The sequence below is a fragment of the Burkholderia sp. AU19243 genome (genome assembly GCF_018148075.1).
In the GTDB taxonomy this organism is placed as follows: domain Bacteria; phylum Pseudomonadota; class Gammaproteobacteria; order Burkholderiales; family Burkholderiaceae; genus Burkholderia; species Burkholderia latens_A.
Genome location: NZ_JAGSTV010000003.1, coordinates 26,252 through 48,620, shown reverse-complemented (window position 1 = coordinate 48,620; position 22,369 = coordinate 26,252). Strand labels below are relative to the sequence as shown.

Here is a 22,369-nt window from a genome sequence, read left to right as displayed (position 1 = left end):
ACCGTGAGGCTGTCAACACCTTTTTCGATCTTTCCCGAAAAAAGTTGCCGGCGGCCCGTTCGGGGCAGGCTAGCGGGTGGGAGGCGCCCGCTAGCCAATCTCAACGATCTCAATCCTGCGCGTAGATGTTGGAGTCCTTCGTCTCCTTGACGAACAGCAGACCGATCACGAACGTGGCCAGCGCGATCACGATCGGATACCAAAGGCCCGAGTAGATGTCGCCCTTGGCGGCGACGATCGCGAACGCGGTCGCCGGCAGGAAGCCGCCGAACCACCCGTTGCCAATGTGGTAAGGCAGCGACATCGACGTGTAGCGGATCCGCGTCGGGAACATCTCGACCAGCATCGCGGCGATCGGACCGTAGACCATCGTCACGTAGATCACGAGGATCGTCAGGATCACGATCGTCATCGGCCAGTTGAGCTGCGCCGGATCCGCCTTGGCCGGGTAGCCTGCCGCCTTCAGCGTCGACGCCAGCGTCTTGTCGAACGCCGCACCCTGCGCCTTCGCATCGGCCGCCTTGCCGTCATAGCCGGGAATCACCGTGTCGCCCACCTTGATCTCGGCGGTCGCGCCGGCCGGCGCCGCGACGTTCTCGTAGTTCAGGCCTGCCTTCGCCAGCGCGCTCTTCGCGATGTCGCACGAGTTGGTGAACTTCGACGTGCCGACCGGATTGAACTGGAACGAACAGGTGGCCGGATCGGCGACGACCGAGATCGGCGCCTTCTGCGTCGCGAGTTCGAGCTGCGGGTTCGCGTAGTGCGTGAGCGCCTTGAACAGCGGGAAGTACGTGAGCGCAGCGATCAGGCAGCCGGCCAGGATGATCGGCTTGCGGCCGATCTTGTCCGACAGCGAGCCGAAGAACAGGAAGAACGGTGTGCCGATCAGCAGCGCGATCGCGATCAGGATGTTCGCGCTCGCACCATCGACCTTCAGCGTCTGCGTGAGGAAGAACAGCGCGTAGAACTGGCCCGTGTACCACACGACGGCCTGGCCGGCGGTCAGGCCGACCAGCGCGAGGATCACGATCTTCAGGTTCTTCCACTGGCCGAACGCTTCGGTCAGCGGTGCCTTCGACGTCTTGCCCTCGGCCTTGATGCGCAGGAACACCGGCGATTCGTTCAGCTGCATCCGGATCCACACCGACACTGCGAGCAGCAGGATCGATGCGACGAACGGCACGCGCCAGCCCCAGCTGCCGAACGCCTCTTCGCCGACGAACGTGCGCACGCCGAGGATCACGAGCAGCGACAGGAACAGGCCGAGCGTCGCGGTCGTCTGGATCCACGCGGTGTAGAAGCCGCGCCGGTTGGCCGGTGCGTGCTCCGCGACGTAGGTCGCCGCGCCGCCGTACTCGCCGCCGAGCGCAAGACCCTGCAGCAGCCGCATCGCGATGAAGATCACCGGTGCGGCGATGCCGATCGACGCGTAACCGGGCAGAAAGCCGACCACGAACGTCGAGATGCCCATGATGACGATCGTCACGAGAAACGTGTGCTTTCGGCCGACGAGGTCGCCGAGCCGGCCGAATACGATCGCACCGAACGGACGTACGGCGAAGCCGGCCGCGAAGCCGAGCAGCGTGAAGATGAAGGCGGCGGTCGGATTGACCCCGGAGAAGAAGCTCTTGCTGATGTAGGCCGCGAGCGAGCCGGCCAGGTAAAAGTCGTACCACTCGAACACGGTGCCGAGCGACGACGCGAAGATCACCTTCTTCTCTTCGCCCGTCATCGGCGAGTGCGAAATTTGCCCGCCTAACGTTGCCATGAATCGTCTCCAAGTCCCTTGATAATAGATATGCGGCCGCCTTGGGTGGGCGGGCCTGTCAACGATTATTGGCACGGAAACTTACGGCGCACTGACTCGCGCGGACAAAACGACTGCGCGTTAACCCGCGAAGAATCGGCCGCTTTACGCGCCGATCATGCCGCAAACGGGCGGCAAAGCGTGCGTTCCGACGCGTTCGCGACGCGTCCGGTCCCGCGAGATGGTAGCCGGTGGATCACGATCGATCCGCAGCGGCTTCCGATAACGGCAGGCTGATGCGCACGAGCGTGCCGGCGAGGCGCGGGGCGTGCTGGTACACATGATCGTCGAGCGTCAGCGTGCCGCCGTGCTGTGCGGCGATCTCGCGCACGATCGCGAGCCCGAGGCCGCTGCCGTCGCCTTCGCGGCCGAGGATCCGGTAGAAGCGTTCGACCACGCGGTCTCGCTCGGCAGCCGGGATGCCAGGCCCGGTGTCCTCGACTTCGAGATGCACGCGCCGCGCCGCCGGCTCGGCCCGCACGCGCACCGTGATGCGGCCGCCTTCGGGCGTGTAGCGGATCGCATTGTCGACGAGGTTGCCGAGCATCTCGCGCAGCATCACCGGGTTGCCGTCGACGTCGAGCGGCGCGTCGTCGTCCGGGCCCTCGTAACCGAGGTCCATGCGTTTCGCGAGCGCGGCCTGCACCCAGTCGCGCACGGTGCGCCGCGCGAGCGAACCGATCTCGACCGGCTCGAACGTGAGCCCGCTCGCGCGGTTCTCGGCGCGTGCGAGCGCGAGCAGTTGCGTGACGAGCCGCGCGGCCTGCTCGGAACTGGTCGCGATCTGCTCCAGCGAGCGCTGCACGTCGGGAGGCACGGGGTGGCGCAGCGCGAACTCGGCCTGCGTGCGCAGCCCCGCGAGCGGCGTCTTCATCTGGTGCGCGGCATCCGCGATGAAGCGCTTCTGCAGCGCCATGTTCTGCTCGAGACGCGCGAGCAAATCGTTGAACGACGTGACGAGCGGCTCGATCTCGGGCGGCGCGCGCTGCGCCTCGACGGGCGACAGGTCGTCGGGCCGCCGCGCGCGGATGTGCGCCTGCAGCGCATTGAGCGGCGCAAGCCCGCGCGACAAGCCGAACCAGACGAGCAGGATCGCGAGCGGCAGGATCACGAACTGCGGCAGGATCACGCCCTTGATGATGTCGTTCGCGAGCGCGTTGCGCTTGTCGAGCGTCTCGCCGACCTGCACGAGCACTGGCTGCGCACCGTTCGACTGCGGCAGCTCGACGGTCGTATACGCGACGCGCACGTCATTGCCGCGCAGCAGATCGTCGCGAAACACGACGACGCCCGGCGGCGGGCGATCCTCGTCGCGCGGCAGCGGCATGTCGGCCTCGCCTGCGACCAGTTCGCCGCGCGTGCCGAGCACCTGGAAATAAACGCTGTCGACGTTGTCCGCGCGCAGAAAGTCGCGCGTCTGCTGCGGCAGCGTCAGTTCGGCGACGCCGTTGACGGGATGAATCTGCCGCGCGAGCACGTACGCGTTGGTTTCCAGCGCGCGGTCGAACGGGCCGTTCGCGATCGTCTTCGCGACCAGATACGTGACGGCGATGCTCATGGGCCACAGCAGCAGCAGAGGCGCCAGCATCCAGTCGAGGATCTCACCGAACAGCGAGCGCGGGCGGGTTGCCTCGGGCGCTTCGATTTCGTCGGGCGGCGCGAACGGGTTCGCGTAACGCGCGTCGCGCGCGACGTCGGCGGCGGACGGCTGCTCGCCGGTCGGATGGCGGGAATGGGCCGGCGTGGCCATCGCGGGCAACGGCCGGGGTCAGCGCAGCGGCGTGCCGGCTGCCGCGGGCGGGGCCGTGGCCGGGTCGGCCGGCGCCGCGGGTGCGACTTTTTCCAGGCAGTAGCCGAGCCCGCGCACGGTGGAAATCCGCACGCCGCTCGGCTCGATCTTCTTGCGCAGCCGGTGTACGTACACTTCGATCGCGTTGTTGCTGACTTCCTCGCCCCATTCGCACAGGTGGTCGACGAGTTGCTCCTTCGACACGAGCCGGCCGATGCGCTGCAACAGCACTTCGAGCAGTCCGAGTTCGCGCGCGGACAGATCGAGCACGCGCTCGTTCGCATACGCGATGCGGCCGACCTGGTCGAACGCGAGCGAGCCATGCCGCACGACGGTCGGGCCGCCGCCTGCGCCGCGCCGCGTCAGCGCGCGCACGCGCGCCTCGAGCTCGTTGAGCGCGAACGGCTTGGCCATGTAGTCGTCCGCGCCGAGGTCGAGTCCCTTCACGCGCTCGTCGACGCTGTCGGCGGCGGTCAGGATCAGCACGGGAAGATTGGAATTGCGTGCGCGCAGGCGCTTGAGCACGTCGAGCCCGGACATCTTGGGCAGCCCGAGATCGAGGATCAGCAGGTCGAAGGTCTGCATCGACAGCGCGGTGTCGGCCTCGACGCCGCTCTTCACGTGGTCGACCGCATAGCCCGATTGGCGGAGTGACCGGGTGAGGCCGTCCGCGAGTATGCTGTCGTCTTCGGCGATGAGGATTCGCATGTTGCTGACCGATGGCCGGCGGGCGCGCGCGCCGGCGCGGTTGTCTCCGAAGTTATCCGTGTACAACGCAGCCTGCATTGCGGGCTTGCATAAAACACTGTTTTTTTATACAGTGTCTGCATTCGTGGGCGGCGCTTGAAAGCGGGCGCGCCTCTAACAGACGCTGCTCATCATAGCAAAGGACGATTCATGGAAGATAGCAAGAAGGGCTCCGGGATGACCGCCGAGAAGAGCAAGGCGCTGGCGGCCGCACTCGCGCAGATCGAGAAGCAGTTCGGCAAAGGGTCGATCATGCGGATGGGCGACGGCGAAGCGAAGGAAGACATCCAGGTCGTCTCCACGGGCTCGCTGGGCCTCGATATCGCGCTCGGCGTCGGCGGCCTGCCGCGCGGCCGGGTGGTCGAGATCTACGGTCCGGAATCGTCCGGTAAAACGACGCTCACGCTGCAGGTGATTGCAGAGCTGCAGAAGCTGGGCGGCACCGCGGCATTCATCGACGCCGAGCACGCGCTCGACGTGCAATATGCGGCGAAGCTCGGCGTGAACGTGCCGGAGTTGCTGATCTCGCAGCCGGACACCGGCGAGCAGGCGCTCGAAATCACCGACGCGCTGGTGCGCTCGGGTTCGATCGACATGATCGTCATCGACTCGGTCGCCGCGCTCGTGCCGAAGGCCGAAATCGAAGGCGAAATGGGCGACTCGCTGCCGGGCCTGCAGGCTCGCCTGATGTCGCAGGCGCTGCGCAAGCTGACGGGCACGATCAAGCGCACGAACTGCCTCGTAATCTTCATCAACCAGATCCGGATGAAGATCGGCGTGATGTTCGGCAACCCGGAAACCACGACGGGCGGCAACGCGCTCAAGTTCTATTCGTCGGTGCGTCTGGATATTCGCCGGATCGGCTCGATCAAGAAGAACGACGAGGTGATCGGCAACGAAACCCGCGTGAAGGTCGTGAAGAACAAGGTGTCGCCGCCGTTCCGCGAAGCGATCTTCGACATCCTGTACGGCGAAGGCATTTCGCGTCAGGGCGAGATCATCGACCTCGGCGTGCAGGCGAAGATCGTCGACAAGGCCGGCGCCTGGTACAGCTACAACGGCGAGAAGATCGGTCAGGGCAAGGACAACGCGCGTGAATTCCTGCGCGAGAATCCGGAAATTGCGCTCGAGATCGAAAACCGCATTCGCGAGTCGCTCGGCGTCGCAGCGATGCCCGATGGCGTAGTCGACGAAGCCGAGGCGATGGACGAAGAAGAGTGATGGTCGGGCGCCGAGGTCCGGCTGGCGAATCGGAGTCGAGCGACGCGCCTGAAACGGCAGATCGCTCGGGCCGACGAGCCGCATCCTCGGGTGCCGACCGGCGGCGCGCGGACAGTCATGCCGCGCACCGCACCGCGACGAGGGCATCCGACGATGCCCTCGTTTCGTTTGAGATCACTGCACCGGTCGATCCGTTCGACGACGACGAATCGTTCGATGCGCACGACAGGTCGCGCCGGCGCGTGTCCGGCGTCAGCTTCCCCGGCGAGCGCACGGGCGCTGCGGCCGCTGTGGACGATAAGGCCGCGCCCCCCACCGAAGATGTTTATACGCGCAGCAGCCAGCATCCGCGGCGCACTCGCCGTGCGTCAGGCAGCGCTGCCGGCGCCGCTTCCAGCGACGAGTCCGGTGCCGCGGGGCGCAAATCGTCGAAGCCGCCGCGTTCCCTGAAGGGGCGCGCGCTCGGCTATCTGTCCCGGCGTGAATACAGCCGCGCGGAGCTCGCGCGCAAGCTCGCGCCTTACGTCGGCGAGGACGAATCCGTCGAACCGGTGCTCGATGCGCTGGAGCAGGAAGGCTGGCTGTCCGACGCACGCTTTGCCGAAAGTCTCGTGCATCGCCGCGCATCGCGCGTCGGCGTCGCGCGGATCGTCAGCGAACTGAAGCGCCATGCGGTCGGCGACAGTCTCGTCGACGAAGTGAACGCACAATTGCGCGAGACGGAGTTCACGCGCGCGCAGGCTGTCTGGCGCAAGAAATTCGGTGCGCTGCCGCAAACGCCGGCCGAGCGCGCGAAGCAGGCGCGCTTTCTTGCCGCGCGCGGTTTCTCGAGCGCCACCATCGTGAAGTTGCTGAAGGTCGGCGACGATTTTCCGCTCGACGACTGACCGGCCCGGGCACGCGCGCCGCGCGCGATTTTGCTGCAATGCAACCGTTTCCGGACAGGCGGGAATACCCGCCGTCGGGGCCGAATGCCGCAAATACCCAATATGCTAAAATCCACGGGTTTTCCTCTTCGGCCTCAACCTCCAGCATGCCGCTATCCGAGCCCGTGCCCCGTCAGTTGCGACATCGACGCGCAATCCGAGCGGAAGCCTACGAGCGCGGCGACGGCTTGTGGGACATCGAAGCCTGCCTGACCGACCACAAGCCGCGCGATGTCGCGCTTGCGTCGGGCATCCGGCCGCAGGGCCTGCCGATCCACGAACTCTGGCTGCGCGTGACTATCGATCGTGACCTCAATGTCGTCGACGCCGAAGCGTCGTCGGAATGGGTTCCGTATCCCGGTCACTGTCAATCCGCCTCTCCTGCCTATCGGGCCCTCATCGGGCTCAATCTCTTCCGCAATTTCCGCCGCAACGCGAACCGGCTGCTCGCCGGCGTCGCGGGCTGTTCCCATCTCACCGAGCTGTGCGCCGTGCTGCCGACCGCGGCGATCCAGGCGTTCGCCGGTGATGTTTGGAATGTGCGCGAGGAGGGCGGCGAAGGGCCGGACCATGACGGCGTGCACGCCGAACCGCCTTTCCAGCTCGGCCGTTGCCGGGCGCTGCGGTTCGACGGCGAGGTCGTGCGGCAGTACTACCCGCGGTGGTATGGCCCGCTCCGGCCGGATCTGCCCGGTGAAGGCAGCACGAAGGAATGAACGGAAATCATTCGAAGAAGCGTCTTAAGCGACATTTCATCCAACTCTCAGACTGAAGGGAATCACGCATGAAGATTCACGAGTACCAGGGTAAGGAAATCCTGCGGAAATTCGGAGTCGCGGTACCGCGCGGCAAGCCGGCGTTCTCGGTGGACGAGGCCGTCAAGGTGGCAGAAGAGCTCGGCGGCCCGGTTTGGGTCGTGAAGGCTCAGATTCACGCGGGTGGCCGTGGCAAGGGCGGCGGCGTGAAGGTGGCGAAGTCGATCGAGCAGGTGCGCGAATACGCGAGCCAGATCCTCGGCATGCAGCTCGTCACGCACCAGACCGGTCCGGAAGGCCAGAAGGTCAACCGTCTGATGATCGAAGAAGGCGCCGACATCAAGCAGGAACTGTATGTCAGCCTCGTCGTCGATCGCGTGTCGCAAAAGATCGTGCTGATGGGTTCGAGCGAAGGCGGCATGGACATCGAAGAAGTCGCCGAAAAGCACCCGGAACTGATCCACAAGGTCATCGTCGAGCCGTCGACGGGCCTGCTCGACGCCCAGGCAGACGAGCTCGCCGCGAAGATCGGCGTGCCGGCCGCTTCGATTCCGCAAGCGCGCGCGATCCTGCAAGGCCTGTACAAGGCATTCTGGGAAACCGACGCATCGCTGGCCGAGATCAACCCGCTGAACGTCTCCGGCGACGGCAAGGTTGTCGCACTCGACGCGAAGTTCAACTTCGACTCGAACGCGCTGTTCCGCCACCCGGAAATCGTCGCGTACCGCGATCTGGACGAAGAAGATCCGGCTGAAATCGAAGCGTCGAAGTTCGACCTCGCATACATCTCGCTCGACGGCAACATCGGCTGTCTCGTGAACGGCGCAGGCCTTGCGATGGCGACGATGGACACCATCAAGCTGTTCGGCGGCGAGCCGGCGAACTTCCTGGACGTCGGCGGTGGTGCGACGACCGAGAAGGTCACCGAAGCGTTCAAGCTGATGCTGAAGAACCCGGGCCTGAAGGCGATTCTCGTGAACATCTTCGGCGGCATCATGCGCTGCGACGTGATCGCTGAAGGCGTGATCGCCGGTTCGAAGGCCGTGAACCTGAACGTGCCGCTCGTCGTCCGCATGAAGGGCACGAACGAGGACCTCGGCAAGAAGATGCTGGCCGATTCCGGCCTGCCCATCATCTCGGCGGACAGCATGGAAGAAGCAGCGCAGAAGGTCGTCGCGGCTGCAGCAGGCAAGTAAGCGCGCTAATGAATACGCATGGCGGCGCGGCTTGCACGCGACGCCAATCGAACAGAGGTCAAAATACATGTCGATTCTGATCAACAAGGACACGAAGGTCATCACGCAGGGCATTACCGGCAAAACCGGTCAGTTCCATACGCGTGCCTGCCGTGAATACGCAAACGGCCGCGAAGCATTCGTCGCGGGCGTGAACCCGAAGAAGGCCGGCGAAGATTTCGAAGGCATTCCGATCTACGCGAGCGTCAAGGAAGCGAAGGCCGAAACCGGCGCGACCGTGTCGGTCATCTACGTGCCGCCGGCAGGTGCAGCGGCTGCGATCTGGGAAGCGGTCGAAGCCGACCTCGACCTCGCGATCTGCATCACGGAAGGCATTCCCGTCCGTGACATGATCGAAGTGAAGGACCGCATGCGTCGCGAAGGCCGCAAGACGCTGCTGCTCGGGCCGAACTGCCCGGGCACGATCACGCCGGACGAACTGAAGATCGGGATCATGCCGGGTCACATCCACCGCAAGGGCCGCATCGGCGTCGTGTCGCGTTCGGGCACGCTGACGTACGAAGCGGTTGCTCAGCTGACGGCGCTCGGCCTCGGCCAGTCGTCGGCAGTCGGTATCGGCGGCGACCCGATCAACGGTCTGAAGCACATCGACGTGATGAAGATGTTCAACGACGATCCGGACACGGATGCTGTCGTGATGATCGGCGAAATCGGCGGTCCGGACGAAGCCAACGCCGCTCAGTGGATCAAGGACAACATGAAGAAGCCGGTCGTCGGCTTCATCGCTGGCGTCACGGCGCCTCCGGGCAAGCGCATGGGCCACGCCGGCGCGCTGATCTCGGGCGGTGCCGATACGGCCGAAGCGAAGCTGGAAATCATGGAAGCGTGCGGTATCACCGTCACGCGCAACCCGTCGGAAATGGGCCGTCTGCTGAAGAAGGCGCTGTAATTTCCAACGGATTCGTCCTGCAAAAAACGCCGGCTCTGCCGGCGTTTTTTGTTATGCTCGCGCAATGAATTTGTAAGCCCCGGCCATGCGCGACGCATTGGCCGGCGACGAAGCGGGCCGCGTGCCCGACCGCCGTTCCTCCATCCGATACCACTCATGCTTGAATTCCTGACGTCGCTGCACTGGGGCGCCGTGTTCCAGATCGTCATCATCGACATCCTGCTCGGCGGCGACAACGCGGTCGTGATCGCGCTCGCGTGCCGCAACCTGCCGGCCAACCAGCGGTTGCGCGGCGTCGTGTGGGGCACTGCCGGCGCGATCCTGTTGCGGGTCGCGCTGATCGCGTTCGCGGTCGTGCTGCTCGACGTGCCGTTCCTGAAGTTCGGCGGCGGCCTGTTGCTGCTGTGGATCGGCATCAAGCTGATGGCGCCGGACGCCGACGCGCATGACAACGTGAAGCCGGCCGACCGGCTGTGGGATGCCGTGAAGACGATCGTGATCGCCGACGCGGTGATGAGCCTCGACAACGTGATCGCGATCGCCGGCGCGGCCGAGCAGGCGGATCCGTCGCACCGGCTGGCGCTCGTGATCTTCGGGCTCGTCGTGAGCGTGCCGATCATCGTGTGGGGCAGCACGCTGGTGCTGAAGCTGCTCGACCAGTTCCCGATCGTCGTCGCGCTCGGCGCGGGGCTGCTCGGATGGATCGCGGGCGGGCTGATGGTGCACGACCCGGTCGGCGATCGCTGGCCGGTGCTCGATACACCGGCCGCGGTCTACGGCGCGAGCATCGCCGGCGCGCTGTTCGTCGTCGCGGCCGGCTATGCGTTGCGCCGCCGCCGCGCGGTCTCGCACGCGCAGTGACATTGGCCGTCCGGCCGACTGCCGGGTTCGCGGCCCGCTGGCTACGATCGAAACGCCTGCCTTGTTCGGCAGGCGTTTTTCGTTTCCGGAGCCAGTCATGTTTGAAGCCTTTTCCGTTTCCCTGTTCCGCCGCATCGCCGCCGACCTGCGGCGCGCGCGCCGGCCGGCGCCGCGCTGGCGGCCGGCTGGCTTCACGCTGATCGAGCTGATGATCGTCCTCGCGATCGTCGGCGTGATCGCCGCGTACGCGATTCCCGCATACCAGGACTACCTCGCGCGGTCGCGCGTGGGCGAGGGCCTCGCGCTCGCATCGTCCGCGCGGCTCGCGGTCGCCGACAACGCTGCGAGCGGCGCTGCGCTCGATGGCGGCTACAGTCCGCCCGCCGGCACCCGCAACGTCGAATCGGTCGCGATCGACGGCGACACGGGCCAGATCACGGTGACGTTCACCGCGCGCGTCGCCGCGGCGGGCGCGAATACGCTCGTCCTGGTGCCGTCCGCACCGGACAAGGCCGACACGCCGACCGCGCGCGTACCGCTCAAGAAGGGCTCGATGCAGGCCGGCGCGATCGCATGGGAATGCTTTGCTTCCGGCAAGACGGCGTCGTCGCTGCCGGCGCCTGGAGCCGGTCCGTTGCCGACGGAGGCCGCGACGTTGCCCGGCAAGTATGCGCCGGCGGAATGCCGCGCGTAGCGTCGCAGGCGTGCAGGCCCGTGCCGGGCTGTGGGCACGGGGCGGCTCAGGCCGCGTCGGAGCCGGCCGCACCGGTGCTGCGGCATCGCAGGGCGGCACGACGGCGGCCGCACAGACCGGGGAAAGTTTTGTATAGTGCGCCGGTTGCTGACATCCGGTTCGCTCATGCCTTCTACTTTTTCCCGCTCGTTGCCGCTCGTTGCGCTGGCTGTCGCCCTGATCGTGCCGTACGCGATCACGAATCACACGTATCCGATCCCGACCTTCTATTCCGAATTTGCCGCGCTGGTGCTGTACTTGCTGTTGGGGCTCTCCGTCGTGCTGCTCGCGCGCACCGGCCGCCCGACGCAGCCGTTCGCCGCACCGGCCGCGTTCGTCGCGCCGCTCGGGTTCGCCGCGGTGTTGATCGCGCAGGTTGCGCTGATGCCGCTGAAGGTTCCGTCGATGAACTGGCTGGCGGTCGGCTATCTGGCCGCCGCGCTGGTTGCGATGCAGGCCGGCTATACGCTGGCGCGCGAAGGGCTCGCCGAAGCCGCCGCGCGCATGATGGCTGGCGCGCTGCTCATCGGCGGGGTATTTGCGGTCGCGAGCCAGGTCGTCCAGCTGTTTCATCTCGAGTCTGCGGTGTCGCCGTTCGTCGTCGTGTACAACATCGCCGTCGATCGCCGTCCGTACGGCAACATGGCGCAGGCGAACCACCTGGCGAGCTACATCGCGTTCGCGCTCGCGGGCGCACTGTATCTGGTGCAGACGCGTCGCCTCGCGGCATGGGTATGGCTCGCGCTGTCGATCGTGCTGTCGGCCGGCCTCGCGCTGACGGTGTCGCGCGGCCCGTGGCTGCAGGTCGCGGTGATGGTGGTTGCGGGCTTCTGGATGGCATGGGTCGAGTCGCGCCGCGCGCCGGGCAATCGCCGCGCATGGTTGATGCCCGTTGTGCTCGCCGTGGTGTTCGTCGCGGTGAACGTCGCGGTGCGCTGGGCCAACGTGCATTTTCATCTCGGGCTCGCCGAGTCGGCGGCCGAACGCATGCGCGACGCCGGCCAGATCGCGCCGCGCCTCGCGTTGTGGAAGTACGGGCTCGCGATGTTCCGCGAGCATCCGCTGCTCGGCGTCGGCTGGGGCGAATTCCCGTCGCATCAGTTCGCGCTCGCGCGCACGCTTGGCGGGGTCGAGATCGCGAACAACTCGCACGATATCTTCATCGACTTGCTCGCGAAGTCCGGCATCGCCGGCCTCGGCGTGCTGGTCGTCGCGCTCGTCGCGTGGTTCGTGCGCGCGGTGCGCGCGCCGCAGTCGAGCACGCGCGTGTTCGGCTTCGCGCTGATCGGCATCCTGCTGATGCATGCGCTCGTCGAATACCCGCAGCAGTACATGTTCTTCCTGCTGCCGGCGATGTTCGTGATCGGCCTGCTCGACGTGAAGCCGCTGCGCATCCTGCCGGGCCGCGCGGCGTTCGCGCTGTTCGCGGTGCTGTCGGTCGGCGGCGTGCTGGCGGCGGTGCCGGTGCTGCGCGACTACCAGCGCGCGGAAGTGCTGTATTACGGCAGCGATCCGGCCGCGCAGTACCGCGACGCGCCGTCGTTGCTGTTCGGCGCATGGGGCGACTACGGCGCGGCGACACTGCTGACCATTTCGCCGGACAACCTGCCGCTGAAGCTCGCCGCGCACGAGCGCGCGATCGCGCTGCTGCCCGGCGAAACGGTGCTGCGCCGCTATGCGGCGCTGCAGGCGCTGGCCGGCCGCGAAGCCGACGCGCTCGATACGGTCGCGCGGCTGCACGTGTTCGCGAAGGAGTTGAAGGACTGGCCGCAGCAGCTCGCGTCGCTGTACAAGCTGTGCGACCAGCAGCCGGCGCTGAAGTCGTTCAAGGCGGCCGTCGTCGCGAAATACGGCGAAGTCCCGGCCGATGCGGACGACGACGACTCGGAAGACGATTCCGAGTAATCCCGCGCATCGCCGGGCGGGGAATCCCGGCGCGCGTTGGGGCGGGGCAAAGCGGGGGAGCGGTGGCCACCCTTGGCCAGGCGGCGATTGTTTCCCGTCGAGAACGGGTAGTCGCGGAACCTGGCGCGATGCGCGTCAATCATTGTCAAATCGCCGCCGCGGCAGCCGCGGCGCGTGCACAATGCGCGAAAGCGTTCGCATACCGGGCCGGTGCACGCGCCCAAGCGAACGCGGCCCGCAGAGCCGGGAATTCGTGAAGCAGGATCGCGGCCGATGCACTCGGCGGCCGCGCGGCCGTAACGGAGCGCCGGTCCGATGGCCGCGGCGCGGGGCGACACATGCGGTGCGGCTACTCACGTCCGCCGCCGCAGGCTCGCCGGGAACAGTACTCAAGAACGACATTCGACCATGGTCCTTCGCTCCACATTCGTGATCCTGCCTGCCGTCGCCGTGCTGTTTTCCGGCTGCGCGATGCTGTCGTCTTCGCAGGAAAGCAGGCTGACCTGCCACATTCCGCGTGCAGTCTATCCGGAGAGCGCGAAACCGCTCACGCGTCCGGTCACCGTACTCGTGCGCGCGCTGATGACGACTTCCGGCGAAGCGCAGAACGTAACCGTGACGACGAGCAGCCGCAATGCGGCGGCGGATCGCGCCGCCGTCGACGCGATGACGCATGCGACGTGCGCGCAAACCGGCGCGACCGCGAATCCGTTCCTGCTCACGCAACCGTTCGTATTCGAACCGCGGCGCGCGGAATGACGGCGCGGCCGGTGCGCGTGTTCGTGCCGTGACGCGACGCCCAGGCCGCTTGTCGTGATTACCCGCCGGGCGCGATCGCAATACCGCTTCATTACGCGGGCGACGCCTGGTGCCGCGGCATCAGATCCGCGCCGCGACACGCGACGCTCTGGAGCCGCTCAGCCCGCCGCATCCTCCGCCTTCCAGTCCCCCGACTTCCCGCCGCGCTTCTCCCTGACGCTCACGTCGGTGATCACCATCCCGCGATCGACCGCCTTGCACATGTCGTACACGGTCAGCAGCCCGACCTGCACGGCCGTCAGCGCTTCCATCTCGACGCCGGTTCGTCCGAACGTCTCGACCTGCGCGACGCAGTGCACGCCCGGCAACGCGTCGTCGAGCTCGAAGTCGACGGCCACGCGCGTCAGCGCGAGCGGGTGACACAGCGGAATGAGGTCGGCGGTGCGCTTCGCGCCTTGAATGGCGGCAATGCGCGCGACGCCGAGCACGTCGCCTTTTTTCGCCTTGCCGTCGCGGATCAGCGCGAACGTCGCGGGCAGCATCCGGATCGTGCCGCGCGCGATCGCGATGCGTTGGGTTTCCTGCTTGCCGCCGACGTCGACCATGTGTGCGTGGCCGGCGGCGTCGAAATGCGTCAGTCCTGACATGTCTTGCTCCGATCTCGGGTTTCGCGGCCGGGCGATCCGCCGCATCCCGCGCCGGGCCGCAAACATCCGCAACGTTTCAACGGGCGCCTATCATAGCAGCGGGCCGCGCGGCGCCGGACGTGCAGATCGCGCATCCGGCGCGCGGAACAGCCGCGATCGCGCCGGTACAATGACCGGGATCCTCAGACCAAACGCCGCGATACGCGCCCGGCGCGCGGACGGCGTCGCTTTCAACCTGCCATGCGTGTCAAACAGTTGCTTGCCGTGCTGTTGTCGGCGGCGCTCGCGGTGCCGCCGACCGGCTATGCGCAGCGTGCGTCCGCGCTGCCGCTCGAGCCGGCGGACGGCGCTTCGCCGCCTCTTTCGACGGTGCCGGCCGGCATCGCGACCGGCGTATTCGGCACTTACGGCGGCGCGGAAAGCCGCTTTTCGGGCGCGGGCGCCGACGGCGCATCCGCACCGGTCGCTAGCCTGCGCGCCCCGCTGCGCGCGCTGGAGCTGCCCGATCTCGGGGACGGCTCCGGCGGTTCGCTCACGCCGCAGGCAGAGCGCCGCCTCGGCGAGCGCGTGATGCGCGAGGTGCGGCGCGACCCCGACTACCTCGACGACTGGCTGGTGCGCGACTATCTGAACGCGATGGCGGCGCGGCTCGCGGCCGCGGCGGCGGCGCGCTACATCGGCGGCTACGCGCCCGCCTTCGATCTGTTCCCGGTACGCGATCCGCAGATCAATGCATTCTCGATGCCGGGCGGCTTCATCGGAATCAACAGCGGGCTGGTCGTCACGACGCAGACGGAATCGGAACTTGCATCGGTGGTCGGCCACGAGATGGGGCACGTGCTGCAGCGGCACATCGCGCGGATGATCGGCGCGAACGAAAAGACGGGCTACACCGCGCTCGCGACGATGCTGCTCGGCGTGCTCGCCGGCGTGCTCGCGCGCAGCGGCGATCTGGGCAGCGCGATCGCGATGGGCGGCCAGGCATACGCGGTCGACAACCAGCTGCGCTTTTCGCGGTCGGCCGAGCGCGAGGCCGATCGCGTCGGGTTCCAGCTGCTTGCTGGCGCCGGTTACGACCCGTACGGAATGCCGGGCTTCTTCGAACGGCTCGAACGCGCATCGATGGGCGACGCCGGCGTGCCGGCCTACGCGCGCACGCACCCGCTCACGGGCGAACGGATCGCCGACATGGAAGACCGCGCGCGCCGTGCGCCTTACCGGCAGCCGCGCCAGTCTGCCGAATACGGGTTCGTGCGCGCGCGGCTGCGCATCCTGCAGAACCGCGCGCCGAACGACATCGCGGCCGAAGCGCGCCGGATGCAGCTCGAGATCGACGATCGCACCGCGCCAAACGTTGCCGCGAACGACTACGGAATCGCACTCGCGAACATGCTGCTCGGCCAGTTCGACGCGGCGGACAAAGCGCTCGCGGCGGCACGCGCGGCTTTCGACGCACGCGAGCGGCACGCCGACGAGCCGGCCACGAGTTCGCCGAGCCTCGACGTGCTGGCCGCGGACATCGCCCGCCGTGCCGGCCGGACCGACAGCGCGGTGCGGCTCGCGGCGCTCGCGCAGCAACGATGGCCGGCGTCGCACGCGGCAATCGTCGCGCATCTGCAGGCGCTGCTTGCGGCGCGCCGCTTCGCCGAAGCGCAGGCGCTCGCACGCACGCAGGCGAAGGCGGACCCGGAGCAGCCGGACTGGTGGGACTACTTCGCGAAGGCCAGCGATGGCCGGGGCGACGTGCTGGCGCGGCGGCGCGCGCTCGCGGAAAAGCTCGCGCTCGACGGCGCATGGCCTTCGGCGATCCGTCAGCTGAAGGAGGCGCGTGACGCGAAGGACGTGTCGTTCTACGACCAGTCGATCATCGGCGCCCGGCTGCTGGAATTCGAGGCGCGCTACAAGGAAGAGCGCGAGGACGAGAAGAACGGCCGCGGATGACGGCCGTCAGGCGATGGCGGCAGTTGTGCGTTCAGCATTCGCCGCTGCTGCCGTCGGCCGACGCATCGCGATCGCAATGCGCGCGGCGCGCGGGGCTCGCGACGAAGCCGAAGGTTGCGGGCACGTCGGCACACGCGACGGTACCGAGCGGCAGCGCGTGCCCGTCGCGCCAGCGCAGCACCGGCGGTGTCGCGTCGAAGTCCGCGTGATCGGCGAACAGGCCGAGGTCGTGGTCGTGCAGCGCGGCGATGCGCGGCGGTGTGCCGGCCGCGCGAAACAGCACGCCGCCCGCGTCGTCGAGCCACGCAGCTTCCGGTTCGAACGGCGCGCCGGTTTGGTCCGTCAACGCGAGCTGCCCGTCATGCTCGGCCAGGCGCACGATCCATGGCGTATACGCGAGTTCGACGTACACGCGCTGCGGGCCGTTCTGGAAGAACCACTGGCCCTGCGCATCGCACTCGTAGTTGCGTGCGATGAACGCGTTCAGAGCCGCATGCCGGATCGGCGAGCCGAGTTCGCCGGCGGCCTGCGCGGCGTCGTCGCGCAGCCGCCATTCGCCGCGCCGGTCGAGCAGCAGCCACCCGGTGCAGTGCGGAACGTTCGGCCACTTGGCGATGGCCTGCCTGACGATGTCATCCATGGTCGACGAATTTCGAGCAGTAGCCGAACACCCGCGCCGACAGCCAGTCGAGGCGGCCCGGGAACGGACCGGTCATGAATCCCGCGTGGCCGCCATGGGCGGGCTGATCCAGTTCGACGGCCGGTGACACGTCGGCGGCGCTCGGCAGCGCCGATTCGGGCAAAAACGGATCGTTGCGGGCGTTGAGGATCAGCGTGGGCACGTCGATTGCACGCAGCAACGGGCGCGTCGTCGCCTGGGTCCAGTAATCGTCGGCGTTCGCGAAGCCGTGCAGCGGTGCGGTTACGACTTCGTCGAAGTCGCGCATCGTCACGGCCCGCAGCATCGCGTCGCGGTCGAACAGCCCCGGGTACTGCTCGAGCTTCGCGAGCCCCTTGCGTTTCAGCGTCTTCAGGAAGCTGCGCGTGTACACCATCGCAAAGCCCTGCGACAGTGCGCGGCCGCCGGCATGCACGTCGATCGGCGTCGAGATCGCGGCGGCGGCGTGCACGATCGACGTGTCGCTGCGGTGCTCGCCGAGCCAGCGCAGCAGCACGTTGCCGCCGAGCGAGACGCCGGCCGCGACGATCGGCCCGCGATGCTGTGCGGCGAGCCGGCGAAGGATCCAGTCGACCTCGGCACTGTCGGCGAGATGGTAGAAACGCGGCTGCCGATTGAGCTCGCCGCTGCAACTGCGAAAGTGCGGGACAACCGCATGCCAGCCCTTCGTGCGCGCGGCCGACATCATCGCGAGCGCATAGTGCGACGCGGAGCTGCCTTCGAGTCCGTGGAACAGCACGAACAACGGCGCGTCGGGCGGCGGCGCTGCGCTGTCGAGATGCGCGACCCAGTCGAGATCGATGAAGTCGTGGTCGGGGGTTTCCCATCGCTCTCGTCGGTACGCGACGGTCGGTCGTCGCGCGAACAGCGCGGGCACGATGGTTTGCACATGGCTGTTCGGCAGCCAGCGCGGTGCGCGATAGCGCAATGAATCGTCGTCGGGGGCCGGGGCCCCGCTCAGCGGCGAGGTGGGCGGAGAAGCCGTACTCATGATCGCCCCGCTAATGCGTTGCTTCGTTCTTCGTCAGTGCAGCGGACCCTGCCCGTGACGGATCTTCGCGGCGAATTGTCCGGCCGCCTGTTCGGGAATCGGACTCGCGTGGATGTGCGCGATCCGCCACTCGCCGCGCTCGTGGATCATCACGTACGTAGCGAAAACCATGTCGGGTTCGGCCGTCAGGTCGGCCTGCTGATGCGCTTCGGCGATCGTGTACACGACGGTGCCGAGGCTATCGTATACGCGGATGTCGAGCGGTTCGATCGTCACCGGGCGCGTCGCGAGGCGATTGCCGAGCCCGCTGCGGATCTGGTCGAGGCCGTGCAGATGCTCGCCGTCGGCCCACACGCAGCTGGCGAAGTCCTCGTCGATCCACAACCCCAGCAGCGCGTCGAGATTGGCATCGGCGACGGCCTGGTAGTAGGCGTTCAGCGTATCGGCAGCGGCTTCGAAAAGGCGGGCAAAGCGTGGCATCGGGGTTGTCTCTCGCGCGCGTCGCGCGCCGTATTCAGCACGGCGGCCCGGGTGGGGCCGCCGTACACCGGTGAATCGGATTGCCCGGCGCATCGTGCGACGCCGCCGGCCAGGGTCAGCGCTGCCCGACGAGCATGCCGCGCAAATCGCCGAATACCTGCTCGGGCCCGAGTTCGCGCAGGCAGTTCAGATGGCCGAGCGGGCACTCGCGTTCGAAGCAGGGACTGCATTCGAGATGCAACCATTGTACCTTCGCCAGCTCCGACAGCGGAGGGGTGTGGCGCGGATCCGTCGAGCCGTACAGCGCGACGAGCGGCCGGCGCAGCGCGGCGGCCACATGCATCAGCCCCGAATCGTTGGTCACGACCGCGTTCGCGCGCGCGATCAGCGCACATGCTTCGGACAGCGACGTCTGCCCGCACAGGTTGCGCACGTTCGGCGCATGGTCGGCGATCGCCTGCGCGGCGGCCGCGTCCTTCTGCGAGCCGAGCGCGATGATCTGCGTGTACGGGAACGACTGGTGAACGATTGTCGCGAGCGTCGCGAAATGCTCGGGCGGCCAGCGTTTGGCCGGGCCGTATTCCGCGCCGGGGCAGAATACGACGAGCGGCTTTCTCGTATCGAGATTGAAACGCGCGGACACGCGCGCCGTCTCGTTCAGGTCCGCGTCGAGGCGCGGCGCCGGCAGCGTCTTCATCGACTCGGGCAGCTTCGCACCCGGCGCGTACGCGAGCGCCGCGTAGTGCGTCGTCATCGGCGGCCGCTCGGCCGACTTGTCGGGGTTCGCGTGGCGCACGTTGAGCAGCCCGTAGCGGTGCTCGCCGGTGTAGCCGATCCGCAGCGGGATGTTCGCGAGCCACGGGATGACCGCGGACTTCAGCGAATTCGGCAGCACGTACGCCGCGTCGTAGCCGACGTCGCGCAGGTCGCTCGCGAGCTGCCAGCGGCGCAGCAGTTGCAGCTTGCCGTGCGCGAGGTCGGTCGCGTAGACATCGTGGATCTCGGGCATCCGCTCGAGCACCGGCGCGACCCACGTGGGTGCGACGGCATCGATCGCGATGCGGGGATGGAGCTTCTTCAGCAGCGCAAAAAGCGGCTGCGCCATCAATGCGTCACCGATCCAGTTCGGTGCGATAACCAGCGCTCGACGCATCAGGTCGACTTCCGATGTCGTAATGAAGCGCGGCGCGCAGGCGCCGCGTTCGGGTTGTCAGAACAGGAAAAGGGCGGCGCGCCGGGCCTCCGGCTGCGCCGCCTCGCGTGCGGCGGGCCCGCAGGCCCGGATCCGGGCTCAGTGGCCCTTGACCACCTCGCCGTCGCGCAGCTTGTAGCGCGTGCCGCAGTACGGGCAGCGCGCCTCGCCGTGCGAGACGTCGATGAACACGCGCGGGTGCGCGCTCCAGCGCGCCATGGCCGGATTCGGGCAGTAGGCGGGAAGATCCTTGGCCGTCAGTTCGACCAGCGGCATTTCCTTGATTTCACTCATGAGACTTTCTCTTATCACTCTTTTGTGGGGCGGTCGGTCGCGCGGCGCGCTCAGACCTTGGTCAGCCAGTGCGCGTACTTCGCGTTCTTGCCCGACACGATATCGAAAAACGCCGACTGGAGCTTTTCCGTGACCGGGCCGCGCGCGCCGCTGCCGATCGTGCGGTTGTCGAGCTCGCGGATCGGCGTGACCTCGGCGGCCGTGCCCGTGAAGAACGCTTCGTCGGCCGTGTAGACCTCGTCGCGCGTGATGCGCTTCTCGATCACCTCGATGCCGGCGTCTTTCGCGAGCGTAATGACGGTGTCGCGCGTGATGCCGTCGAGGCACGACGACAGATCGGGCGTGTACAGCTTGCCGTTGTTCACGAGGAAGAAGTTCTCGCCGGAGCCTTCCGACACATAGCCGTCGACGTCGAGCAGCAGCGCTTCGTCGTAGCCGTCGGCGGTTGCTTCCTGGTTCGCGAGGATCGAGTTCACGTACCAGCCCGACGCCTTCGCCCGCACCATCGACACGTTCACGTGGTGGCGCGTGAACGACGACGTCTTCACGCGGATGCCCTTCGCGAGGCCGTCCTCGCCGAGGTACGCGCCCCACGGCCACGCGGCGATCGCGACGTGGATCGTGTTGCCCTTCGCCGACACCCCGAGTTTTTCCGAGCCGACCCAGATGATCGGGCGCAGGTAGCAGGACTCGAGCTTGTTCTCGCGCACGACTTCGAGCTGAGCGGCTGCGAGCGTTTCGCGGTCGAACGGCACGTCCATCTGGAAGATCTTCGCCGAATTCAGCAGACGTTTGGTGTGCTCCGGCAGGCGGAAGATCGCGGTGCTGCCGTCGGCCGTCTTGTACGCGCGCACGCCCTCGAAGACGCCCATGCCGTAGTGCAGCGTATGGGTCAGGACGTGGATCTTGGCGTCGCGCCAGTCGATCAGCTTGCCGTCCATCCAGATCTTGCCGTCGCGGTCGGCCATTGACATAGGATTCTCCTGGAAGCGGTGAGGTGCTGCGGGTTCTGTGCAGCGTTGAGCCGGAAAGACGCTTATTTTAGCGTCATTTGGCGTCGATCCGGTCGGTCGGCACAGGCCCGGGGCTATAATCGGCCGGTACCGATTCCAATAACGACGGGCCTTGCCGGCAGGAGACGCCGGCGCCCGGACGAACCGCCCGCTGCGGCCCGCTCTCCCATGCTCGCTCGATTGTCCGCCACCGACCGCTTCGCGCTGCTCCAGGGCGCCCGCGACTATTCGCCCACGCTGATGGCGATCCTGTCCTGGGGCCTCGTCACCGGCATCGCGATGAGCAAGTCAGTGATGACCCTCGGGCAGGCGAGCGCGATGTCGATCTTCGTCTACGCGGGCTCGTCGCAGCTTGCGGTGCTGCCGCTCCTCGTCGCGAAGCTGCCGGTCTGGACGATCCTGCTCACGGCCGCGATGGTCAACCTGCGCTTCGTGATCTTCAGTGCCGGGCTTGCCCCCCATTTTTCCTACCTCCCGCTGTGGCGGCGCCTCGCGATCGGCTATTTCAACGGCGACGTGATCTACCTGCTGTTCCAGAAGCAGGGCTTCGCATACGGGCACGTGCCGGGCAAGGAGGCGTACTTCTGGGGGATGGCGCTCGCGAGCTGGGCGTCCTGGCAGGTGTCGTCGCTCGCCGGCATCCTGCTCGCGAGCGTTTTTCCCGCGCGCTGGGGGCTGGAGCTGGCCGGCACGCTCGCGCTGATCCCGATCATGGTGTCGGCGGTCGCGAACCGCTCGACGCTCGCGGCCGTGGCGGTCGCGGGCATCGTGTCGCTGATCGCATTCGACCTGCCTTACCGGCTCGCGCTGCCGATCGCGGTGCTCGCCGCGCTCGCGGCCGGCTGCACCGCCGACTTTTTCGTCGAACGTGCCGACTGGCGGCGCATCAGGACCGAAACCGTGCACGAAAAGGAAATCGATTGAGCGCGACCGACATCTGGATCGTCATCGCCGGGATGACGATCGTCACGGCCGTCACGCGGGCGCTGTTCCTGCTCGGCGGCGAACGCACGGTGCTGCCCGAGCGTGCGCAACGCGCGCTGCGCTATGCGCCGGCTGCCGCGCTCGTTGCGGTCGTGCTGCCGGACGTGCTCGAAACGCCGGCCGGGCTGTCGTTCGCGCTGTCCAACCATCCGTTCTACGCGGCGCTCGCGGGCCTGGGCTGGTATCTGTGGCGACGCAGCATGCTGGGCACGATCGTGATCGGCATGGTCGTCTTTACCGTCTTGCGCCTGGCCTCCTGACCGGCGGTCGTTGCTGCCGCCCGTACGCGTGCGCGTTCAGCGGCGTGTGCTGCTGCGGTGCAGCAACCGGTCGGCGCACACACGCGATCCCAAATAGGCGGAATTCGCCGCCGCACGGGTCAGTCTGCCGGATGGATCGGCTAGAATGCCCGTTCGAGATTTTTACCCGTGCGCGTCATGCGAACCGCCAGCCACGGCCGCATCCGGCGCCCTTTCGCGGCAGCCCGCGCACGTCCAGCG

Annotated in this window: 22 protein-coding genes; 12 read left to right on the top strand and 10 right to left on the bottom strand. The window is 67.3% G+C overall.

Going from position 1 to position 22,369, the window contains the following annotated elements; genetic code table 11:
- Window positions 1-109: 109 nt before the first annotated feature.
- The 3 genes from KDW55_RS06435 to KDW55_RS06425 form a co-directional block, all read right to left on the bottom strand.
- Window positions 110-1,768, bottom strand: a complete 1,659-nt coding sequence (locus KDW55_RS06435) for an MFS transporter (protein ID WP_040141804.1) — start codon at window positions 1,766-1,768, stop codon at window positions 110-112.
- 235 nt (window positions 1,769-2,003) lie between these two features.
- Window positions 2,004-3,557, bottom strand: a complete 1,554-nt coding sequence (locus KDW55_RS06430; protein WP_069241722.1) for a sensor histidine kinase — start codon at window positions 3,555-3,557, stop codon at window positions 2,004-2,006.
- Window positions 3,558-3,575: 18 nt separating this feature from the next.
- Window positions 3,576-4,304 (bottom strand): response regulator transcription factor, encoded by a 729-nt coding sequence (locus tag KDW55_RS06425; RefSeq protein WP_069241721.1) that lies wholly within the window; start codon window positions 4,302-4,304, stop codon window positions 3,576-3,578.
- Window positions 4,305-4,493: 189 nt separating this feature from the next.
- On the opposite strand from KDW55_RS06425, the gene recA reads away from it, so the two are divergent.
- The 9 genes from recA (at window position 4,494) to KDW55_RS06380 (ending at window position 13,648) form a co-directional block, all read left to right on the top strand.
- On the top strand, window positions 4,494-5,564 hold the full coding sequence (recA, locus tag KDW55_RS06420; RefSeq protein ID WP_040141800.1) for a recombinase RecA: 1,071 nt from the start codon (window positions 4,494-4,496) through the stop codon (window positions 5,562-5,564).
- Window positions 5,564-6,451: a recombination regulator RecX gene (gene recX, locus KDW55_RS06415; protein ID WP_069241720.1), complete on the top strand. Its 888-nt coding sequence runs from the start codon at window positions 5,564-5,566 to the stop codon at window positions 6,449-6,451. Before recA ends, recX begins: the two co-directional genes overlap by 1 nt.
- Window positions 6,452-6,597: 146 nt before the next feature.
- Window positions 6,598-7,206 carry a DUF2889 domain-containing protein gene (locus KDW55_RS06410; protein WP_040141796.1) on the top strand — a complete coding sequence of 203 codons (609 nt, stop codon included), beginning with the start codon at window positions 6,598-6,600 and terminating at the stop codon, window positions 7,204-7,206.
- Between the two features lie 68 nt (window positions 7,207-7,274).
- Window positions 7,275-8,441 (top strand): ADP-forming succinate--CoA ligase subunit beta, encoded by a 1,167-nt coding sequence (gene sucC, locus KDW55_RS06405; protein ID WP_040141794.1) that lies wholly within the window; start codon window positions 7,275-7,277, stop codon window positions 8,439-8,441.
- A 67-nt stretch (window positions 8,442-8,508) separates the two neighbouring features.
- Window positions 8,509-9,390, top strand: coding sequence for a succinate--CoA ligase subunit alpha (gene sucD / locus KDW55_RS06400; protein WP_010090788.1), 882 nt, complete (start codon window positions 8,509-8,511; stop codon window positions 9,388-9,390).
- A gap of 156 nt (window positions 9,391-9,546) precedes the next feature.
- Window positions 9,547-10,251, top strand: a complete 705-nt coding sequence (locus KDW55_RS06395; protein WP_212197895.1) for a TerC family protein — start codon at window positions 9,547-9,549, stop codon at window positions 10,249-10,251.
- Between the two features lie 97 nt (window positions 10,252-10,348).
- The gene (locus KDW55_RS06390; RefSeq protein ID WP_040141790.1) at window positions 10,349-10,945 is read left to right on the top strand and encodes a pilin; all 597 of its coding nucleotides are present in this window, start codon (window positions 10,349-10,351) and stop codon (window positions 10,943-10,945) included.
- A gap of 165 nt (window positions 10,946-11,110) precedes the next feature.
- Window positions 11,111-12,889: a Wzy polymerase domain-containing protein gene (locus KDW55_RS06385; RefSeq protein WP_059548620.1), complete on the top strand. Its 1,779-nt coding sequence runs from the start codon at window positions 11,111-11,113 to the stop codon at window positions 12,887-12,889.
- A gap of 408 nt (window positions 12,890-13,297) precedes the next feature.
- Window positions 13,298-13,648 (top strand): TonB family protein, encoded by a 351-nt coding sequence (locus KDW55_RS06380; protein WP_040141786.1) that lies wholly within the window; start codon window positions 13,298-13,300, stop codon window positions 13,646-13,648.
- 158 nt (window positions 13,649-13,806) lie between these two features.
- Here KDW55_RS06380 and moaC read toward each other — a convergent pair whose 3' ends face one another.
- The gene (moaC, locus tag KDW55_RS06375; protein ID WP_040141784.1) at window positions 13,807-14,295 is read right to left on the bottom strand and encodes a cyclic pyranopterin monophosphate synthase MoaC; all 489 of its coding nucleotides are present in this window, start codon (window positions 14,293-14,295) and stop codon (window positions 13,807-13,809) included.
- 240 nt (window positions 14,296-14,535) lie between these two features.
- Between moaC and KDW55_RS06370 the strand changes: the two genes are divergently transcribed.
- On the top strand, window positions 14,536-16,236 hold the full coding sequence (locus tag KDW55_RS06370) for a M48 family metalloprotease (RefSeq protein ID WP_212197894.1): 1,701 nt from the start codon (window positions 14,536-14,538) through the stop codon (window positions 16,234-16,236).
- Between the two features lie 31 nt (window positions 16,237-16,267).
- On the opposite strand, the gene KDW55_RS06365 is transcribed toward KDW55_RS06370, so the two are convergent.
- The 6 genes from KDW55_RS06365 to KDW55_RS06340 all read right to left on the bottom strand — a co-directional run bounded on the left by KDW55_RS06365 (window position 16,268) and on the right by KDW55_RS06340 (window position 20,846).
- The gene (locus tag KDW55_RS06365) at window positions 16,268-16,876 is read right to left on the bottom strand and encodes a DUF2946 family protein (RefSeq protein ID WP_069241716.1); all 609 of its coding nucleotides are present in this window, start codon (window positions 16,874-16,876) and stop codon (window positions 16,268-16,270) included.
- Window positions 16,869-17,906, bottom strand: coding sequence for a hydrolase (locus KDW55_RS06360; protein WP_040141778.1), 1,038 nt, complete (start codon window positions 17,904-17,906; stop codon window positions 16,869-16,871). The genes KDW55_RS06365 and KDW55_RS06360 overlap by 8 nt, the downstream gene beginning before the upstream one ends.
- Before the next feature lie 33 nt (window positions 17,907-17,939).
- The gene (locus KDW55_RS06355; RefSeq protein ID WP_040141776.1) at window positions 17,940-18,386 is read right to left on the bottom strand and encodes a nuclear transport factor 2 family protein; all 447 of its coding nucleotides are present in this window, start codon (window positions 18,384-18,386) and stop codon (window positions 17,940-17,942) included.
- Window positions 18,387-18,501: 115 nt separating this feature from the next.
- Window positions 18,502-19,539: a lipopolysaccharide heptosyltransferase II gene (gene waaF / locus KDW55_RS06350; RefSeq protein WP_040141774.1), complete on the bottom strand. Its 1,038-nt coding sequence runs from the start codon at window positions 19,537-19,539 to the stop codon at window positions 18,502-18,504.
- A gap of 138 nt (window positions 19,540-19,677) precedes the next feature.
- Window positions 19,678-19,872: a zinc-finger domain-containing protein gene (locus KDW55_RS06345; protein ID WP_006749970.1), complete on the bottom strand. Its 195-nt coding sequence runs from the start codon at window positions 19,870-19,872 to the stop codon at window positions 19,678-19,680.
- Between the two features lie 50 nt (window positions 19,873-19,922).
- Complete coding sequence (locus KDW55_RS06340; protein ID WP_212161780.1) at window positions 19,923-20,846, bottom strand: branched-chain amino acid transaminase; 924 nt, start codon at window positions 20,844-20,846, stop codon at window positions 19,923-19,925.
- Window positions 20,847-21,053: 207 nt separating this feature from the next.
- On the opposite strand from KDW55_RS06340, the gene KDW55_RS06335 reads away from it, so the two are divergent.
- The gene (locus tag KDW55_RS06335) at window positions 21,054-21,809 is read left to right on the top strand and encodes an AzlC family ABC transporter permease (RefSeq protein WP_040141770.1); all 756 of its coding nucleotides are present in this window, start codon (window positions 21,054-21,056) and stop codon (window positions 21,807-21,809) included.
- Complete coding sequence (locus tag KDW55_RS06330; RefSeq protein ID WP_040141768.1) at window positions 21,806-22,129, top strand: AzlD domain-containing protein; 324 nt, start codon at window positions 21,806-21,808, stop codon at window positions 22,127-22,129. Before KDW55_RS06335 ends, KDW55_RS06330 begins: the two co-directional genes overlap by 4 nt.
- Window positions 22,130-22,369 lie beyond the last annotated feature (240 nt).

Excerpts from the sequence above, each read along its gene's own strand:
- KDW55_RS06435 (WP_040141804.1), bottom strand. The coding sequence starts at position 1,768 with ATGGCAACGTTAGGCGGGCAAATTTCGCACTCGCCGATGACGGGCGAA.
- KDW55_RS06430 (WP_069241722.1), bottom strand. The coding sequence starts at position 3,557 with ATGGCCACGCCGGCCCATTCCCGCCATCCGACCGGCGAGCAGCCGTCC.
- KDW55_RS06425 (WP_069241721.1), bottom strand. The coding sequence starts at position 4,304 with ATGCGAATCCTCATCGCCGAAGACGACAGCATACTCGCGGACGGCCTC.
- recA (WP_040141800.1), top strand. The coding sequence starts at position 4,494 with ATGGAAGATAGCAAGAAGGGCTCCGGGATGACCGCCGAGAAGAGCAAG.
- recX (WP_069241720.1), top strand. The coding sequence starts at position 5,564 with ATGGTCGGGCGCCGAGGTCCGGCTGGCGAATCGGAGTCGAGCGACGCG.
- KDW55_RS06410 (WP_040141796.1), top strand. The coding sequence starts at position 6,598 with ATGCCGCTATCCGAGCCCGTGCCCCGTCAGTTGCGACATCGACGCGCA.
- sucC (WP_040141794.1), top strand. The coding sequence starts at position 7,275 with ATGAAGATTCACGAGTACCAGGGTAAGGAAATCCTGCGGAAATTCGGA.
- sucD (WP_010090788.1), top strand. The coding sequence starts at position 8,509 with ATGTCGATTCTGATCAACAAGGACACGAAGGTCATCACGCAGGGCATT.
- KDW55_RS06395 (WP_212197895.1), top strand. The coding sequence starts at position 9,547 with ATGCTTGAATTCCTGACGTCGCTGCACTGGGGCGCCGTGTTCCAGATC.
- KDW55_RS06390 (WP_040141790.1), top strand. The coding sequence starts at position 10,349 with ATGTTTGAAGCCTTTTCCGTTTCCCTGTTCCGCCGCATCGCCGCCGAC.
- KDW55_RS06385 (WP_059548620.1), top strand. The coding sequence starts at position 11,111 with ATGCCTTCTACTTTTTCCCGCTCGTTGCCGCTCGTTGCGCTGGCTGTC.
- KDW55_RS06380 (WP_040141786.1), top strand. The coding sequence starts at position 13,298 with ATGGTCCTTCGCTCCACATTCGTGATCCTGCCTGCCGTCGCCGTGCTG.
- moaC (WP_040141784.1), bottom strand. The coding sequence starts at position 14,295 with ATGTCAGGACTGACGCATTTCGACGCCGCCGGCCACGCACACATGGTC.
- KDW55_RS06370 (WP_212197894.1), top strand. The coding sequence starts at position 14,536 with ATGCGTGTCAAACAGTTGCTTGCCGTGCTGTTGTCGGCGGCGCTCGCG.
- KDW55_RS06365 (WP_069241716.1), bottom strand. The coding sequence starts at position 16,876 with ATGGATGACATCGTCAGGCAGGCCATCGCCAAGTGGCCGAACGTTCCG.
- KDW55_RS06360 (WP_040141778.1), bottom strand. The coding sequence starts at position 17,906 with ATGAGTACGGCTTCTCCGCCCACCTCGCCGCTGAGCGGGGCCCCGGCC.
- KDW55_RS06355 (WP_040141776.1), bottom strand. The coding sequence starts at position 18,386 with ATGCCACGCTTTGCCCGCCTTTTCGAAGCCGCTGCCGATACGCTGAAC.
- waaF (WP_040141774.1), bottom strand. The coding sequence starts at position 19,539 with ATGCGTCGAGCGCTGGTTATCGCACCGAACTGGATCGGTGACGCATTG.
- KDW55_RS06345 (WP_006749970.1), bottom strand. The coding sequence starts at position 19,872 with ATGAGTGAAATCAAGGAAATGCCGCTGGTCGAACTGACGGCCAAGGAT.
- KDW55_RS06340 (WP_212161780.1), bottom strand. The coding sequence starts at position 20,846 with ATGTCAATGGCCGACCGCGACGGCAAGATCTGGATGGACGGCAAGCTG.
- KDW55_RS06335 (WP_040141770.1), top strand. The coding sequence starts at position 21,054 with ATGCTCGCTCGATTGTCCGCCACCGACCGCTTCGCGCTGCTCCAGGGC.